Source organism: Streptomyces sp. NPDC001204, from assembly GCF_053598035.1.
In genome coordinates, this window is sequence record NZ_JBSFJL010000002.1 from 440,871 (window position 1) to 458,064 (window position 17,194).

The following is a 17,194-nucleotide window of genomic DNA, read 5'->3' on the forward strand; positions in this document are numbered from 1 at the left end:
TCTAAGTGGCTCCAAACCGAGCAGTACGCCGTTTGAGTTATTGCGTTGTTATCAACGACGCTGCCGGGGCTCGTGTTGTCCCCATAGGATCCATTACGCCGGGTTAAATTTGAACGATGTTCAGTTTTTCTGAACCTTCACAAACGGATCCCCGGTCCCTCACGACTCGCCGGGGGCCGGCATCCCGCCCCGCGGACGCCCGTCGCCCCGCACTCGACGGCTGCGGTACCCTGACGCCATGCGTGCCGTACGCCTTCTGCTTAGCGAGCCGCGCTGATCAGTCCCGACCGCCGGACCAATCGGATGGTCGGCATCGGCGCGGCGTCCCCTCCTGTGCGAGGGGATTTTTCATTTCCGAAAGTCGCAGCCGTGGGCAGAGACGATCGATGGAGCTTTGAGGACCATGAGCGAGACGAACCCCGCTGCCCCCTCCGAGGTGGCAGCGCCGCACCGCTACACGGCCGCCGTGGCGGCCGACATCGAGGCACGCTGGCAGGACTTCTGGGACGCCGACGGCACCTACGCGGCGCCGAACCCCAAGGGTGACCTGGCGGGCGACCCCGGGCTGGTCGCCCGGCCCAAGAAGTTCATCATGGACATGTTCCCGTACCCCTCCGGTGCGGGCCTGCACGTCGGTCACCCGCTCGGGTACATCGCCACCGACGTGTACGCCCGCTTCCAGCGGATGACCGGCCACAACGTCCTGCACACCCTGGGCTTCGACGCCTTCGGCCTGCCCGCCGAGCAGTACGCCGTGCAGACCGGCACCCACCCGCGGGTGTCCACCGAGGCCAATATCGAGAACATGAAGGCGCAGCTGCGCCGGCTGGGCCTGGGCCACGACAAGCGCCGGTCGTTCGCCACGATCGACCCGGACTACTACAAGTGGACCCAGTGGATCTTCCTGCAGATCTTCAACTCCTGGTACGACGACGAGGCCGGGAAGGCCCGTCCGATCTCGCAGCTGATCGCCCAGTTCGAGTCCGGTGAGCGGGCCGTGCCGGGGCACACGCGCGCGTGGCCCGAGCTGAGCGCCGCCGAGCGCGCCGAGGTCCTGGGCGAGTTCCGCCTGGCCTACGCCTCCGACGCGCCCGTCAACTGGTGCCCCGGCCTCGGCACCGTGCTGGCCAACGAGGAGGTCACCGCCGACGGCCGCTCCGAGCGCGGCAACTTCCCGGTCTTCAAGGCCAAGCTGCGCCAGTGGAACATGCGCATCACCGCCTACGCCGACCGGCTGCTGGACGACCTGGAGGAGCTGGACTGGCCCGAGGCCATCAAGCTCCAGCAGCGCAACTGGATCGGGCGCTCCGAGGGCGCCCGCGTCGACTTCCCGATCGACGGCGAGCGGATCACGATCTTCACCACCCGCCAGGACACCCTGTTCGGCGCCACCTACATGGTGCTGGCGCCCGAGCACCCGCTGGTGGAGAAGTTCACCCCGGGCGCCTGGCCGGAGGGCACCCACGAGGTGTGGACCGGCGGCCACGCCACCCCGGCCGAGGCCGTCGCCGCCTACCGGGCCCAGGCCGCCTCGAAGTCGGACGTGGAGCGCCAGGCCGAGGCCAAGGACAAGACCGGCGTCTTCACCGGCGCGTTCGCCGTCAACCCGGTCAACGGCGAGAAGATCCCGGTCTTCATCGCCGACTACGTCCTGATGGGCTACGGCACTGGCGCGATCATGGCCGTCCCCGCCCACGACAGCCGCGACTTCGCCTTCGCGCGCGCCTTCGAACTGCCGATGCGCTGCGTGGTCGAGCCGGCCGACGACCGTGGCACGGACCCCTCGGCCTGGGACGACGCCTTCGCTTCGTACGACGCGAAGATCGTGAACTCCGCCGGTGACGACGTGAAGCTGGACGGCCTGGGCGTCGTCGACGCCAAGGCGCGCATCACCGAGTGGCTGGAGCGCAAGGGCATCGGCGAGGGCACCGTCAACTTCCGCCTGCGCGACTGGCTGTTCAGCCGCCAGCGCTACTGGGGCGAGCCCTTCCCGATCGTCTACGACGAGGACGGCGTGGCCCACGCGCTGCCCGAGTCGATGCTGCCGCTGGAGCTGCCCGAGGTCGAGGACTACTCGCCGCGCACCTTCGACCCGGACGACGCCGACACCCAGCCCGAGACGCCGCTGTCGCGCAACGAGGACTGGGTCAACGTCACCCTGGACCTGGGCGACGGACCGAAGAAGTACCGCCGCGAGACCAACACCATGCCCAACTGGGCCGGTTCCTGCTGGTACGAGTTCCGCTACCTGGACCCGCACAACGACCGGCAGCTGGTCGACCCGGAGATCGAGCGCTACTGGATGGGCCCGCGCGAGGGCATGCCCCACGGCGGCGTCGACCTGTACGTCGGCGGCGCCGAGCACGCCGTGCTGCACCTGCTGTACGCGCGCTTCTGGTCCAAGGTCCTGTACGACCTGGGGCACGTCTCCTCCGCGGAGCCGTTCCACAAGCTGTTCAACCAGGGCATGATCCAGGCCTACGTCTACCGGGACGCCCGCGGCATCGCGGTGCCGGCCGCCGAGGTGGAGGAGCGCGACGGCGCCTACCACTACCAGGGCGAGAAGGTCTCCCGGCTGCTGGGCAAGATGGGCAAGTCCCTGAAGAACGCGGTCACTCCGGACGAGATCTGCGCCGAGTACGGGGCCGACACGCTGCGCCTGTACGAGATGGCGATGGGCCCGCTGGACGTGTCCCGGCCGTGGGACACGCGCGCGGTGGTGGGCCAGTTCCGGCTGCTGCAGCGCCTGTGGCGCAACATCGTCGACGAGGCGACCGGCGAGGTCACCGTCGTCGACGCCGAGCCGGACGAGGCGACGCTGCGGGCCCTGCACAAGGCGATCGACGGTGTCCGCCAGGACCTGGAGGGCCTGCGCTTCAACACCGCCATCGCCAAGGTGACGGAGCTGAACAACCACCTGACCAAGACGGGCCGGCCCGTGCCGCGCTCGGTCGCCGGGGCGCTGGTGCTGATGGCCGCCCCGCTGGCCCCGCACATCGCCGAGGAGCTGTGGCACAAGCTGGGCCACTCCGGCTCGGTCGTCCACCAGGACTTCCCCGTCGCCGACCCGGCGTACGTCGTCGACGAGACCGTGACCTGCGTCGTTCAGGTCAAGGGCAAGGTGAAGGCGCGTCTGGAGGTCTCCCCGGCCATCTCCGAGGAGGAGCTGGAGAAGGTGGCGCTGGCCGACGAGAAGGTCGTCGCGGCGCTGGAGGGCGCGGGCATCCGCAAGGTGATCGTGCGGGCGCCGAAGCTGGTGAACATCGTTCCTGCGTGAGTGCCTCGGGGTAGTCCCCTACGGGCAGGTTCGGGGTTCTTCTGGAACCCGGGACCTGCCCGTTGCGTTTACCGTGGAAGGGCGGCGCGACCGGTGCCGCGCGAGCCGGAGGAGGAGCGCTGTGGAAACAGTCGTCACCGTCCTCGTCCTCCTCTTCGCGGTCTTCGTGGTGCTCGGCGCCTACGCCGCGGTGAAGGTGGTCGGGGCGGCCAAGCGCAGTGTGGACCGCACGATCACCCAGGCCCGCCGCACGGTCGAGGACCACACGCTGCGGGCCAAGTCCTTCACCCAGCCCGGCCCGGGGGGCGAACTGGCCCAGCTGCGGCTCAGCCTGCGCACCTCGATGCGCGCCACCCAGGACGCCCTGTACGCGGGCGTGCACGAGGACGAGTCCCTCAAGGAGTCCATCGCCCTGTTCGAGCGGCTCAGCGTGCACGGGCGCGAACTCGAGGGCGACCTCAGGCGACTGGAGGCCGATCCGGACCGGAAGACGCTCACCGAGCGGCTCCCGGTCCTGCGCGAACGCACCCGGCGCATCACGGAATCGGCCGACTCCCTGCGCTGGGCGGCCCGCGACCGCGCCCGCCGCTTCGCCGACGACGACCTGGACACGCTGAGCGCCCAGATCGACGTGGAGGCCGGCGCGCTGCGCCACTGGACCAAGACCGAGCCGTCCGAGCCGCCGACAGAGACCGAGCCGTCCGGTCCGACGACCGAGCCACCGGCCGCCGCGGCGGACCCGCGGACCTGGCGCGGGGCCCCACGGCAGGCCTCCGCCGAGGAGCCGGACCGGCCCGCCATCACCCCGTCGGGCCGTCGCCCGGTCTACCCCTGGCAGAAGAAGCCCCGGCCCGAGAGCACGACTTGAACACGGTCCGATCCGGCCACACATGACCCGGTGAGAGGGGCTGGGCTGCCGTCGGGGCACTACGGCAGGTAACCTCCAGCTCATGTCCCGCCATGTCGCGATCGTCACCGATTCAACGGCCTACCTGCCGCCGCGGACGATGGAGCGCCACGGCATCACCGCGGTTCCGCTGACCGTGGTCCTCGGAGACCAGGCGCTCGAAGAGGGCACCGAGATCTCGACGCGTTCACTCGCCCAGGCGCTGCAGAAGCGGCGGCCCGTCACCACCTCGCGGCCCAGCCCCGAGCTGTTCGCCGAGACCTACCGCGGGGTCGCGGCGTCCGGCGCGAGCGGCATCGTCTCCCTGCACCTGTCCGCGGAGCTCTCCGGCACGTACGACGCCGCGGTGCTCGCCGCGCGTGAGGCGCCGGTGCCGGTACGGGTGGTGGACACCGGGATGGTCGCGATGGCGCTCGGCTTCTGCGCCCTGGCCGCGGCCGAGACCGCGGAGGCCGGCGGCACGGTGGACGAGGCGGTCGCGGCCGCGGAGAAGCGTGCCGGGGGCACCTCCGCCTTCTTCTACGTCGACACCCTCGACTATCTGCGCCGCGGCGGCCGCATCGGCGCGGCGCAGGCGCTGCTGGGTTCCGCGCTCGCCGTGAAACCGCTGCTCCAGTTGCAGGACGGCCGGATCGAACTCCTGGAGAAGGTGCGCACCGCCTCGAAGGCGATCGCCCGCCTGGAGGAGATCGTGGCCGAGCGCGCGGGCGACGCCGACGTCGATGTCGCCGTCCACCATCTCGCCGCTCCCGAACGGGCGTCGGCCCTCGCGGACCGGCTGCGCACACGGGTGTCCGGCCTGGCCGACCTGCACGTCAGCGAGGTCGGGGCGGTGATCGGCGCGCACACCGGTCCGGGGCTGCTGGGGGTCGTGGTCTCGCCGCGCTGACCCGTACGGGTGAGCGAGTTGTCCACAACCGGGCGGTAGTCCCCGGAAATCGAGCAAGATCATCGCGGGTGTGCCGGGTTGCCGGATGCTCCTGGCATGGCACTTCGATCACGCTCACGCACAGCGGCGGCGACCAGCGGCCCGGGCCGCACGCCCGACTCGGACGGCCGCTCCCGCCACCGACGCCCGCCGGCCCGCCGGGGCTCCCACGCCTCGGCGGAGGATCTGCACCGCCGCGCGCAGGCACTGTTCGCCGAACGCGCGGGGCGGGCGGGGGAACCGGGCGGTGACTCCCGGGAGGTCACGCGCAAGCACAAGACCGGCCCTGACCCGGCGACGCCGATTCGGCCCCCTCGTCCCAGGCCGTCCTGGGCCACCGCGACGCCGGACCGGACGGGCCGCCCACCGGACGCGGCGAGCGCGGCTGCGGCGCTTGGCGCGGGGTCGCTCCCTGTGGGTGGTGAGGGTGCGATGACCGGGGGCGACTTCGGTCGCGCCGGCAGGAGCGAGCCGAGCGCGGCGGGCGTGGGTTCGCTTGCGGCGGGTGGCGCGGATCCGAACGGTGTGGCTGATGTGGGGCTTGGCGTTGTGGGGAGGGCGGGTGTGACCGCCGTGGGTTCGCTTGCGGCGGGTGGTAGGGCGCCGTCTGTCCTGGCCGAGGTCGTCACTGCCACGGCTGAGCCGAGCGCGGCGGGCCTGGGCCGACTTGTGGCGGGTGGCGCGGATCCGAACGGTGTGGCTGATGTGGGGCTTGGCGTTGTGGGGAGGGCGGGTGTGACCGCCGTGGGTTCGCTTGCGGCGGGTGGTAGGGCGCCCTCTGTCCTGGCCGACGTCGTTACTGCCAAGGGTGAGCCGAGTGCGGTGGCCGTGGGTCAGCCTGCGGTGGAGGGCACGGATTCGACTGCACTGGGGGATAGGGCTTTTGTCGCCGTGGGGGAGGCGGGCCCGGCCGAGGTGGCCGGTGGTGGGCTGGTCGGCGCGGGCCGGGCAGCCGCAGCCGGAGCCTCTGCTGCGGTGGTGGGCGGCGTGGGTTCGGCGGCCGTGGTCGGCGGCGGGGCGACTGGCGTGGCCGCTGGCGGCTCGGCCGCGGTGGCCGATGTCGGCCCGGCTGCGGTCGTCGACGGGGGTTCGGGGGACGTGAGTCCGTCTGGCGCGGGCCGCGTGAGCCCCGCTGCCGTGCGCGAAGTGAGCTGCTCGACCACGGCGGTTGGGGCAGGCCCGGTGGCGGCCGGCCGCAGGGGCGCGGCCCATCCCGCTGTGCGGGGCGCCGTGGAGACGGGCGGCGATGCCGAGCCGGAGCCCGTCGGTCCTGCCGGGGTGCCGGACTGGCGGGAGCGGACCGGGGCCGCGGTGCGCGAGCGCATGCCGTTGTGGCTGCAGGCACGGTGCGGGCTGGAGCGCAGGAACGTGGTGGCACTCACCGTGCTGTTCGCCGTCGCCGCGCTCCTCGCCGTGCAGCACTTCTGGACCGGCCGTACGCAGACGGTCCAGGCACCCGAGGTGGTGCGGGCCGTGGCTCCCCACGAGGACCAGGGGCAGGACAAGGCCACCACTGCCGGGGCGCCGCCGGTCCTCGCGCGGGGCGCTCCGGCGTCCCCCGGCACGGAGATCGTGGTGGACGTCAGCGGCAAGGTCCGGCGCCCCGGAATCCAGCGCCTGCCGGCCGGGTCGCGGGTGGCCGACGCCCTTCAGGCGGCCGGCGGGGTGCGTCCCGGCACCAGTACCGACGGCCTCAACCGGGCCCGCTTCCTGGTGGACGGCGAACAGGTCGTCGTCGGCGGCCCGGCCCCCGCCGCCGTACCCGAGGCGCCCGGGGCGGGCCTCTCCGGCGCGGCCGGTACGGGTGCCGCGGGCAACTCCGCGGCCCCGGTCTCCCTCAGCACGGCCACCGCTGACCAGTTGCAGACCCTGCCCGGCGTCGGTCCCGTGCTGGCCCGGCGCATCATCGACTACCGCACGCAGCACGGCGGCTTCCGCTCGGTGGACCAGCTGCGTGAGGTCAGCGGCATCGGCACGCGCCGCTTCGCCGATCTGCGGGACCTGGTCAGCCCGTGAACCCCGATACCGAGACCGGCACCGACGCCGAGCGAGGCCCCGCGCCTCCCGGCCGCCCCGCCCCTGCCGAGCCCCCATCCACCCGGACCCACGTCCGTCCCGCGGTGCACGCCGCCTCCGGCAAGCGACTGGGCAACGCCCATCCCCGGCAGGAAGGACCGGCAGACCTCCGGCTCGTCCCGCCCGCCCTCGCGGCCTGGGCGACGGCGGCCGTGGCGCTGGACGCCTCCACGGGCCGAGTGACCGGCTTCGTGATCGCCTGCCTCGCCGCTGCCGCCGCACTCCTGGTACGCCGACGACGCGGAAGCCGTGGAACACCCGCACCCACGGCAGGGCAGCCACCCGCTCCTGCCATCAGGCGGTCCGGGACACGTGCCTCCTGGGCGCGTACCTCCGCTGCCGCCGCGCTGCTGGGCGCCGCCGCTGCCGCCGTGTCCGCCGGGCTCCACGGGGCGGACGTGCGGCGCGGTCCGGTGCCCGCTCTGGCACGGCAGTTCGCCACGGTGACCGCCGAGGTGGAGCTGACCTCCGACCCCCGCCTCACCCGCCCCCGGATCCGCGGTGACCGTCAGGCGCCTCCCTCCGTACGGATGGACGCCGAGGTGCTGCGCGTCGACCGACCCGGCTCGGCGGCGGCCGTGGTGACCCGGACTCCGGTGCTGATCCTGGTCGACATCGGCTCGTGGACGGCGTCCCGTGTCGGGGCCCCGTCGGGGAACCCGGGACGCTCGCCGGACGGACACGACACACACCCCGAGGAAGGGGTACAGCTCTCGCCCTGGCTGGGGCTGCTGCCGTCCACGCGGCTGAAAGTGACCGCGCGGCTGGCGCCCCCGATGACGGGCGGCGACCGGATCGCGGCGGTCCTCAGGGTCCAGGACAGGGCGCCGCCCGAGGTGGTGGCGGAGCCGTCCGCGCCACAGCGGCTGGCGGGCCGGCTGCGTGCCGGGCTGCGGGCGGCGACCGACGGCCTGCCGGCGGACGCGCGGGCGCTGCTGCCGGGCCTGGTCGTCGGGGACACCTCGCGGATCACCCCCGAACTCGACGAGGCGTTCAAGGCGACGGACCTCACACACCTCCTGGCCGTCTCCGGGAGCAACCTCACCATCCTGCTCGCCCTGCTCCTGGGGCCACCGGGCCTGGCCCAGCGAGTGGAGCGCCGCGGCCTGGCACCGCGGCTGGGCCTGCCCCTGCGCGGCACCGCGCTGTTCGGGGCGGCGCTCACGCTGGGGTTCGTCGTCGTGTGCCGGCCCGACCCGAGCGTGCTGCGGGCCGCGGCCTGCGGAGCGGTGGCGCTGCTCGCCCTCGCGACCGGGCGCCGCAGATCGCTGCTCCCCGCCCTGGCGACGGCCGTACTGCTCTTGGTGCTCTACGACCCGTGGCTGTCGCGCAGTTACGGCTTCCTGCTGTCGGTGCTGGCCACCGGAGCCCTGCTCACGCTCGCGCCCCGCTGGAGCGCAGCGCTGCAACGCCGTCGGGTCCCCGCCAGGGCGGCCGAGGCGCTGGCCGCGGCGGCAGCGGCGCAAGCGCTGTGCGCTCCCGTCGTCGCCGTGCTGTCGGCCCGGGTGAGCCTGGTGGCGGTGCCGTGCAACCTGCTCGCGGAGGCCGCCGTCGCGCCCGCGACCGTGCTGGGATTCGCGGCGCTGGCGACGGCACCGCTCGCGATGCCGGTGGCGAAGACGCTGGCCTGGTGCGCGAGTTGGCCGGCCGGGTGGATCGCGGACGTGGCCCGGACCGGGGCGGCCCAGCCCGGTGGGGGAGTGGACTGGCCGGACAACTGGACCGGGGCGCTGCTGCTGGCCCTCGTCACGGTGGCGGCCGCGCTCGCGGGCCGGTGGCTGCTGAGACACCCCTGGCTCTGCGGGATCTGCGGGGCGCTGCTCCTCCTGGTGGTCGTGCAGCCGCCGCCACTGACCCGGGTGATCACCGGCTGGCCGCCGCCCGGCTGGCGGTTCGCGATGTGCGACGTGGGCCAGGGCGACGCGACGGTGCTCGCGGCGGGCAGCGGCGCCGGTGTGGTCGTGGACGCCGGGCCCGATCCGGCACTGGTGGACCACTGCCTGCGCAAGCTCGGCGTCACCAGGGTCCCGCTGGTCGTACTGACCCACTTTCACGCCGACCACGTGGCCGGCCTGCCGGGCGTGCTGCGCGGACGCGCGGTGGGCGCGATCGAGACGACCGGTTACGAAGAACCCGCGCAGCAGGCCGAGTTCGTACGGAAGGAGGCGGCCCGTCGCGGCATCCCGCTGACCCGTGCCGGTGCCGGGGAACAGCGCGGTACCGGTGACCTGACCTGGCAGGTGCTGTGGCCGCCACCGCCCCCCGCACCGGACCCGGACGGACCCAACGACGCCAGCGTCACACTGCTCGTCCACTCCGGCGGACTGCGCCTGCTTCTCCTGGGCGACCTCGAACCCCCGGCACAGCAGGCGCTGTTGAACTCCCCGATGAGCGCGCGACTGGCTGGCGTGGACGTGCTCAAGGTCGCCCACCACGGCTCGGCGTACCAGAGCCCGGACCTGATACGCGTGGCGGCCCCGCGACTGGCCCTGATCTCCTGCGGCGCGGACAACAGCTACGGGCACCCGGCTCCTCCCACCGTCGCGGCCCTGCGCGCGCTGGGCGCGGTGGTGCTGCGCACGGACCGGGACGGGGCGCTCGCGGTGACCGGTGCGGGTGCGGGAGTGCGTGTGGCGCGGAACTGAATGCCGGGGATGTGTGCCGGTTGTGGGGAGGGAGAGGTGAAAATATTCATTTTCTGTCAATGAGCAGCCAGTTGATGCTCCTTGTGTGCAGTCCCGTGGCATGTGCCGGATTCTCGCGATGTGGGCTCGTGTTGCCTGGAATGCCCTGTTGGTGATCGAATACTTCTTCGGCAATGGAGATGTCGAGGCATGCATGGGGTGGCGCAGATGTTCGGCCGCTGGCTGGGAAACCGGACGAACCGGGTGCAACAGGCGAGTCCGCTCGCGGCGGTGCAGACCCCGCCCGACGCGGGTGTGTTGAGCTGCCGGGTGCTCGATCCGGTCAACCAACCGGTGGCGCACGCCGAGTTCACCGTCAGCGACACCATGGGGCGCACGGCGGTCGGCGGCGGCACGGATCCCTACGGGTTGTTCCTGGCGACGGTGCCGGCGGGGGAGTACCGGCTCGCCATCTCCGCGGAGGGGTACACGCCGCACCGGGCGACCGTGTTCGTCGGCGAGAACTCGCTGGCCCCGTTGGGCGATGTGACCCTCCAGGTCGCCCAGCCGCCGGGCCTGCCGGCGCCGGGCGACTGGGAGATAGAGGCGACGCACTCCTCGATCGGCTTCACCGCCCGGCACATCGGGCTGGCCCGGATCCACGGGCGGTTCAACTCCTTCGCGGGAGCGGTGCGGATCTCCGATCCCGTGGAGCGGTCCGCGATGCACGTGGTGATCGACGCGGCGTCCATCGACACCAACGTGCGGATGCGTGACGACCATCTGCGCTCGGCGGACTTCCTGGACGTGGCGAACTTCCCGACGCTGGAGTTCTACAGCGAGCGGTGCGTGCACAGGGGCGGCAGCAGATGGGCCGTCACCGGCGCGCTGTCGCTGCACGGGGTGACGCGTACGGTCACCCTCGACATGGAGTACCTCGGGCTCGGCAACGGCATAGAGGGCGAGGTGCGGGCGGCCTGCCGGGCCACCACCGAGCTGCACCGTGACGACTACACGGTGAGCTGGCAGACGATGCTGGCGCGGGGGATCGCCGTGGTCGGGCCGACCATCCAGGTCGCCCTCGACGTGCAGCTCGTCCCCAAGGCCTGACCCCCGGCCGGGCACGGCCGTCAGGCGCCGCCGGCCGTCGGCCGCCGGTCCTCGTCACGGCGGGCTGCCGGACAATGGCACCGTGAGCGATGTGAGACACGTGCTGGTGCTGCCCGACCGCGATGCCGCGGAGGAGGTGGCGCAGGCACTCGCGGAGCGGTTCGCGGTCGACGAGGAGCCGCGGATCGTCCGCGACGCGCTGGCCGGTGAGGACGACGCCGAGGACGCGCAGTGGCTCGTCGTCCTCCGGGACGAGGCGGAACGGCTGGATCCGGTGGAGCTGGACGCGTTCGCGGCGGAGTGGGAGGGCTGGCGCGAGGAGCCGTAGCCCTGTAGGGGCCAGGAGCGAACCGGTGTCGTCCGCGGCGTCCGGTGCCACGTGCCGGGGGCGTTGTCAGTGGTCCGTGGGATGCTTGTCGCGATGGCCAGGAAGACTGCGAACGACGACCTTCTCGCCCCGGTGACGCTAGCCGTGGGGCAGGAGGACCTCCTGCTCGACCGTGCCGTGCGGGAGGTGGTGGCCGCCGCCAGGGCCGCCGACGCCGACACGGACGTACGGGACCTCACCCCGGACCAGTTGCAGCCCGGCACGCTCGCCGAGCTGACCAGTCCGTCGCTCTTCGCCGAGCGCAAGGTCGTGGTCGTGCGCAACGCGCAGGACCTGTCGGCCGACACGGTCAAGGACGTCAAGGCGTATCTGGGGGCGCCCGCCGAGGAGATCACACTGGTGCTGCTGCACGCGGGCGGCGCCAAGGGCAAGGGCCTGCTCGACGCGGCGCGCAAGGCCGGTGCGCGCGAGGTGGCCTGCCCGAAGATGACCAAGCCGGCCGACCGGCTCGCCTTCGTACGGGGCGAGTTCCGCGGGCTCGGGCGCTCGGCCACACCCGAGGCGTGCCAGGCGCTGGTCGACGCGATCGGCAGCGATCTGCGGGAGCTGGCGTCGGCGGTGGCGCAGTTGGTCGCCGACATCGAGGGGACGATCGACGAGGCCGTCGTCGGCCGCTACTACACCGGGCGGGCCGAGGCGTCCAGCTTCACGGTCGCCGACCGGGCCGTCGAGGGACGGGCGGCGGAGGCGCTGGAGGCGCTGCGGTGGTCGCTGGCCACCGGCGTGGCACCGGTGATGATCACCAGCGCGCTCGCCCAGGGCGTGCGGGCGATCGGAAAGCTGTCGTCCGCGCGAGGCGGCCGTCCGGCCGACCTGGCACGGGAACTCGGCATGCCGCCCTGGAAGATCGACCGCGTCCGGCAGCAGATGCGCGGCTGGACCCCGGACGGTGTGGCCGTCGCTCTCCGCGCGGTGGCCGAGGCCGACGCGGGCGTCAAGGGCGGCGGCGACGACCCCGAGTACGCCCTGGAGAAGGCGGTGGTGACCATCGCCCGGGCGGCCCGCTCCAGAGGACGCGGCTGAGACGGCCCGCGCCACCCCACGTCGAAGGTCCAAGCCTCTCTTCACGCTCGCGCGACACGCCGAAGACCCCGCCGCTCTCCCTGGGGAAAGGGAGTGCGACGGGGTCTTCGGTTCACGCAGTTCGGTTCCGCGCCCGCGTGGCGAACGCAGGCCGCGCGCGGATCCGGGGGTTGCCGGTCGGGGGCGGATGAGAGAGGGCCCGCCCTCGGTCCTTCCGGCCAAGTCGGATCCCGGAGGATCCGTTCAGATCAAGGAAGGGGCTCAGCCCTTGAGGGCCGTGACCTTGGTGGCCAGCGCCGACTTCTTGTTGGCGGCCGCGTTCTTGTGGATGACGCCCTTCGAGACGGCCTTGTCGAGCTGACGCGCGGCAGCGCGCTGGAGCTCGGTGGCCTTCTCGACGTCACCCGCGGCAGCGGCCTCGCGGGCCTTGCGGATCGCGGTCTTCAGAGAGGACTTGACGGCCTTGTTGCGCAGCCGCGCCTTCTCGTTGGTCTTGTTCCGCTTGATCTGGGACTTGATGTTCGCCACGAATGAGCCTTTTCAGGTTCTGGCACGGGGCCGCACGGGTCCCGTACCGGTGATTTCTTGGGTTGTGCCTCGCGCGTAGAGGGCATGAGACACAGTCGCCCAGGCTACCAGTGGCCCGCTGGGCGGCCCAAACCGGTCGCCGGTCCCCACCCGTGGGACCATGGAAGCTACGTATCGTTCCGACCCGAGGCATAAGGCGCCTCAAGAAACAGGACCCTGCGTGCCCGCGACCCCTGACAACGTGCCCGAGCCGAGCCGTACCGCCCCGGCTCTGATCCGCAACTTCTGCATCATCGCGCACATCGACCACGGCAAGTCCACGCTCGCCGACCGGATGCTCCAGCTGACCGGGGTGGTCGAGCAGCGGCAGATGCGCGCCCAGTACCTCGACCGCATGGACATCGAGCGCGAGCGCGGCATCACGATCAAGTCCCAGGCGGTGCGTCTGCCGTGGGCTCCCACCCACGACCCCGGCAACACGCACATCCTCAACATGATCGACACCCCGGGGCACGTCGACTTCACCTACGAGGTCTCGCGGTCGCTCGCCGCCTGCGAGGGGACCGTCCTGCTCGTCGACGCGGCCCAGGGCATCGAGGCCCAGACCCTCGCCAACCTCTACCTGGCGATGGAGAACGACCTCACGATCATCCCGGTCCTCAACAAGATCGACCTGCCGGCCGCGCAGCCGGAGAAGTTCGCCGAGGAGCTGGCCAACCTCGTCGGCTGCGAGCCCGGCGACGTGCTGAAGGTCTCCGCCAAGACCGGTCTCGGCGTCGAGGCGCTGCTCGACCGGGTGGTCAAGGAGATCCCGGCTCCGGTCGGCGTCGCCGACGCCCCCGCCCGCGCGATGATCTTCGACTCCGTCTACGACTCCTACCGCGGTGTCGTGACCTACGTCCGTGTCATCGACGGTCAGCTCAACAAGCGCGAGCGGATCCGGATGATGTCCACCGGCGCCACCCACGAGCTGCTGGAGATCGGCACCAACTCCCCGGAGATGCTGCCGGCCGACGGTCTCGGCGTCGGCGAGGTGGGCTACCTGATCACCGGGGTGAAGGACGTCCGCCAGTCCAAGGTCGGTGACACCGTCACCAGCCAGCACAAGGGGGCCGAGGAGGCGCTGGGCGGCTACAAGGACCCCAAGCCGATGGTCTTCTCCGGCCTGTATCCGCTGGACGGCTCCGACTACCCCGAGCTGCGCGAGGCGCTGGACAAGCTCCAGCTCAACGACGCCGCCCTGGTCTACGAGCCGGAGACCTCCGCCGCCCTCGGCTTCGGCTTCCGCGTCGGCTTCCTCGGACTGCTCCACCTGGACGTGATCCGCGAGCGGCTGGAGCGCGAGTTCGGGCTCGACCTGATCGCCACCGCCCCCAACGTGGTCTACCGCGTGCTGATGGAGGACGGCACCGAGCACACGGTCACCAACCCCAGCGAGTTCCCCGAGGGGAAGCTCGCCGAGGTGTACGAGCCCGTCGTACGGGCCACGATCCTCGCGCCCACCGAGTTCATCGGCTCGATCATGGAGCTGTGCCAGACTCGCCGCGGCACCCTCCTGGGCATGGACTACCTCTCCGAGGACCGCGTGGAGATCCGCTACACCCTCCCGCTCGCCGAGATCGTCTTCGACTTCTTCGACCAGCTGAAGTCCAAGACCCGCGGCTACGCCTCCCTCGACTACGAGCCCACCGGTGAGCAGAGCAGCTCCCTGGTCAAGGTCGACATCCTGCTGCACGGCGACAAGGTGGACGCCTTCTCTGCGATCACCCACAAGGACCAGGCGTACGCGTACGGCGTCCGGCTCGTCGCCAAGCTCAAGGAGCTGATCCCGCGGCAGAGCTTCGAGGTGCCCGTCCAGGCCGCCATCGGCTCCCGGGTCATCGCCCGCGAGACCATCCGCGCCATCCGCAAGGACGTCCTCGCCAAGTGCTACGGCGGTGACATCTCCCGTAAGCGGAAGCTGCTGGAGAAGCAGAAGGAGGGCAAGAAGCGCATGAAGATGGTGGGTTCCGTGGAGGTTCCGCAGGAGGCCTTCATCGCGGTGCTCTCCAGCGATGACAGCGCGGGGTCGGCCAAGGGCAAGAAGTGACCCCCCGGTAGCCCGGGGCGTGCGGCCGTTACCCGGTGAACCGGGTGAAAATGGGGCCCGTCGTGCGAAAGCGCGGCGGGCCCTCGCGCATCCGCGCGGTAGCTCTCTGTGCGAAGTGACGGAGCACTGCCCCTTACGCGGTGACCGGTCGCGCCTTAGTCTGATCCTGCTCGTTAGTTACTCGTGAGTTAAGCAACAGTCCGCACCACCACACGTGAGTCACCCCAGCCGCAAAGAGCCAGCCGCACTGTCGCGGGCCCCGGAGGATGTCGTGAGCGACGCACAGACCCTGATCGAGAACCGTCCGCCGTCCGTGGCGGCCCTCTTCCTGGAGCGTGTGGCGGCGACACCGGACGCCGAGGCCTACCGCTACCCCGTACCCGCGGCCTCCGGCGAGGGTCCGGACGACTGGAAGTCGCTGAGCTGGGCGCAGTCCGCCGAGCGGGTCCACGCGATCGCGGCCGGACTCATCGAACTGGGCGTGCGGCCGGAGGAGCGTGTCGCGCTCGCCTCCGCCACCCGTGTGGAGTGGCTGCTGGCCGACCTCGGCATCATGTGCGCGGGCGCGGCCACGACCACGGTCTACCCGCAGACCAACGCCGGCGAGGCGGCCTTCATCCTCTCCGACTCCCAGAGCCGGGTGCTCATCGCGGAGAACGCCGAGCAGCTGGCCAAGGCCGAGGAGAAGCGCGCAGAGCTGCCCGAGCTGCACCACGTCGTCGTCATCGACGCGGACGGCGTCGAGACCGGCGACCGGGTGCTCAGCCTGGCCGAGCTGGAGCGGCGCGGCGCCGCGTACCTGGGCGAGCACCCCGAGCTGATCAAGGAGAGAGTCGGCGCGATCACCAAGGATCAGCTCGCCACCCTCATCTACACCTCCGGCACCACCGGCCGCCCCAAGGGCGTCCGGCTGCCGCACGACAACTGGTCGTACATGGCCAAGGCCATCGCCGCCACCGGGCTGGTCGGCGCCGACGACGTGCAGTACCTGTGGCTGCCGCTCGCGCACGTCTTCGGCAAGGTCCTCACCTCCGGCCAGATCGAGGTCGGGCACGTGACGGCCGTGGACGGCCGCGTGGACAAGATCATCGAGAATCTGCCGGTCGTCCAGCCGACCTACATGGCGGCCGTCCCGCGCATCTTCGAGAAGGTCTACAACGGCGTCGCCGCCAAGGCTCGTGCCGGCGGCCCGGCCAAGTACAAGATCTTCCAGTGGGCCGCCGAGGTCGCCCGCGAGTACGCCAAGGTCACCCAGGACAACTTCAGGCGCACCGGCACCCGCTCCGCGCCCCTCGGCCTGGCCGCCAAGCACAAGGTCGCCGACGCGCTCGTCTACGCCAAGATCCGCGAGGCCTTCGGCGGCCGGCTGCGTGCCTGCGTCTCGGGCAGCGCCGCCCTCGCCCCGGAGATCGGCTACTTCTTCGCCGGCGCCGGCATCCACATCCTGGAGGGCTACGGCCTCACCGAGTCCTCCGCCGCCTCCTTCGTCAACCCCGGCGAGGCCTACCGCACCGGCACGGTCGGCAAGCCGCTGCCCGGCACCCAGGTGCGCATCGCGGACGACGGCGAGATCCTGCTGCGCGGCCCCGGCGTCATGGAGGGCTACCACAAGCTGCCCGAGCAGACCGCCGAGGTGCTGGAGGCCGACGGCTGGTTCCACACCGGCGACATCGGCGAGCTCTCCCCGGACGGCTATCTGCGCATCACCGACCGCAAGAAGGACCTCATCAAGACCTCCGGCGGCAAGTACATCGCGCCCGCCGAGGTCGAGGGCCAGTTCAAGGCGGTGTGCCCGTACGTCTCCAACATCCTCGTGCACGGCGCCGACCGGAACTTCTGCACCGCGCTGATCGCACTCGACGAGCCGGCGATCCTGGAGTGGGCCAAGGAGAACGGCCTGGAGGGCAGGCCGTACGCCGAGGTCGTCGCCGCGCCGCGGACGGTCGAGATGGTCGACGGCTACGTCAGGCAGCTCAACGAGGGCCTGCAGCGCTGGCAGACCGTCAAGAAGTTCCGCCTGCTGCCGCGCGACCTCGACGTCGAGCACGGCGAGATCACCCCGAGCCTGAAGCTGAAGCGGCCCGTGGTGGAGCGGGAGTACAAGCATCTGATCGACGAGATGTATGCAGGCGCGCGTGAGGCGTGATCACTGAGCCGGCCCGGCCGGTGAACTCCCCGCGCGCCCCGGGTGCGCGGGGAACGATCACGAATAGGTTCACGGGCGCTCGGATCTGTCCGTCTTTG

Annotated in this window: 11 protein-coding genes; 10 read left to right on the forward strand and 1 reads right to left on the reverse strand. The window is 71.8% G+C overall.

Annotation, left to right across the window (positions count from 1 at the left end):
• The first annotated feature begins 403 nt into the window (after positions 1-403).
• The 8 genes from leuS (at position 404) to holA (ending at position 12,333) form a co-directional block, all read left to right on the forward strand.
• A complete protein-coding gene (gene leuS / locus ACWC91_RS04840) occupies positions 404-3,277 on the forward strand; it encodes a leucine--tRNA ligase (protein ID WP_450643932.1) in 2,874 nt (957 codons plus the stop codon).
• Between the two features lie 121 nt (positions 3,278-3,398).
• Positions 3,399-4,145, forward strand: coding sequence for a hypothetical protein (locus ACWC91_RS04845; protein ID WP_225075104.1), 747 nt, complete (start codon positions 3,399-3,401; stop codon positions 4,143-4,145).
• A gap of 82 nt (positions 4,146-4,227) precedes the next feature.
• On the forward strand, positions 4,228-5,073 hold the full coding sequence (locus ACWC91_RS04850; protein WP_281154742.1) for a DegV family protein: 846 nt from the start codon (positions 4,228-4,230) through the stop codon (positions 5,071-5,073).
• A gap of 1,269 nt (positions 5,074-6,342) precedes the next feature.
• The gene (locus ACWC91_RS04855; RefSeq protein ID WP_225075310.1) at positions 6,343-7,128 is read left to right on the forward strand and encodes a ComEA family DNA-binding protein; all 786 of its coding nucleotides are present in this window, start codon (positions 6,343-6,345) and stop codon (positions 7,126-7,128) included.
• Between the two features lie 104 nt (positions 7,129-7,232).
• Positions 7,233-9,833, forward strand: a complete 2,601-nt coding sequence (locus tag ACWC91_RS04860) for a ComEC/Rec2 family competence protein (RefSeq protein WP_450640912.1) — start codon at positions 7,233-7,235, stop codon at positions 9,831-9,833.
• 207 nt (positions 9,834-10,040) lie between these two features.
• Positions 10,041-10,922 carry a YceI family protein gene (locus tag ACWC91_RS04865; protein WP_225075308.1) on the forward strand — a complete coding sequence of 294 codons (882 nt, stop codon included), beginning with the start codon at positions 10,041-10,043 and terminating at the stop codon, positions 10,920-10,922.
• An 82-nt stretch (positions 10,923-11,004) separates the two neighbouring features.
• Complete coding sequence (locus tag ACWC91_RS04870) at positions 11,005-11,250, forward strand: hypothetical protein (RefSeq protein ID WP_225075102.1); 246 nt, start codon at positions 11,005-11,007, stop codon at positions 11,248-11,250.
• 93 nt (positions 11,251-11,343) lie between these two features.
• A complete protein-coding gene (holA, locus tag ACWC91_RS04875) occupies positions 11,344-12,333 on the forward strand; it encodes a DNA polymerase III subunit delta (protein WP_225075101.1) in 990 nt (329 codons plus the stop codon).
• Positions 12,334-12,594: 261 nt separating this feature from the next.
• Here holA and rpsT read toward each other — a convergent pair whose 3' ends face one another.
• Entirely contained in the window at positions 12,595-12,861 is a 267-nt protein-coding gene (rpsT, locus tag ACWC91_RS04880) for a 30S ribosomal protein S20 (RefSeq protein WP_225075100.1), read from the reverse strand.
• Between the two features lie 220 nt (positions 12,862-13,081).
• Between rpsT and lepA the strand changes: the two genes are divergently transcribed.
• Positions 13,082-14,950, forward strand: a complete 1,869-nt coding sequence (gene lepA / locus ACWC91_RS04885) for a translation elongation factor 4 (protein WP_225075099.1) — start codon at positions 13,082-13,084, stop codon at positions 14,948-14,950.
• 271 nt (positions 14,951-15,221) lie between these two features.
• Positions 15,222-17,096: an AMP-dependent synthetase/ligase gene (locus tag ACWC91_RS04890; RefSeq protein ID WP_281154740.1), complete on the forward strand. Its 1,875-nt coding sequence runs from the start codon at positions 15,222-15,224 to the stop codon at positions 17,094-17,096.
• Positions 17,097-17,194 lie beyond the last annotated feature (98 nt).

Bases quoted from the DNA above. Each gene is read 5' to 3' on its own strand.
- leuS (WP_450643932.1), top strand. From the start codon at position 404: ATGAGCGAGACGAACCCCGCTGCCCCCTCCGAGGTGGCAGCGCCGCAC.
- ACWC91_RS04850 (WP_281154742.1), top strand. From the start codon at position 4,228: ATGTCCCGCCATGTCGCGATCGTCACCGATTCAACGGCCTACCTGCCG.
- ACWC91_RS04865 (WP_225075308.1), top strand. From the start codon at position 10,041: ATGTTCGGCCGCTGGCTGGGAAACCGGACGAACCGGGTGCAACAGGCG.
- holA (WP_225075101.1), top strand. From the start codon at position 11,344: ATGGCCAGGAAGACTGCGAACGACGACCTTCTCGCCCCGGTGACGCTA.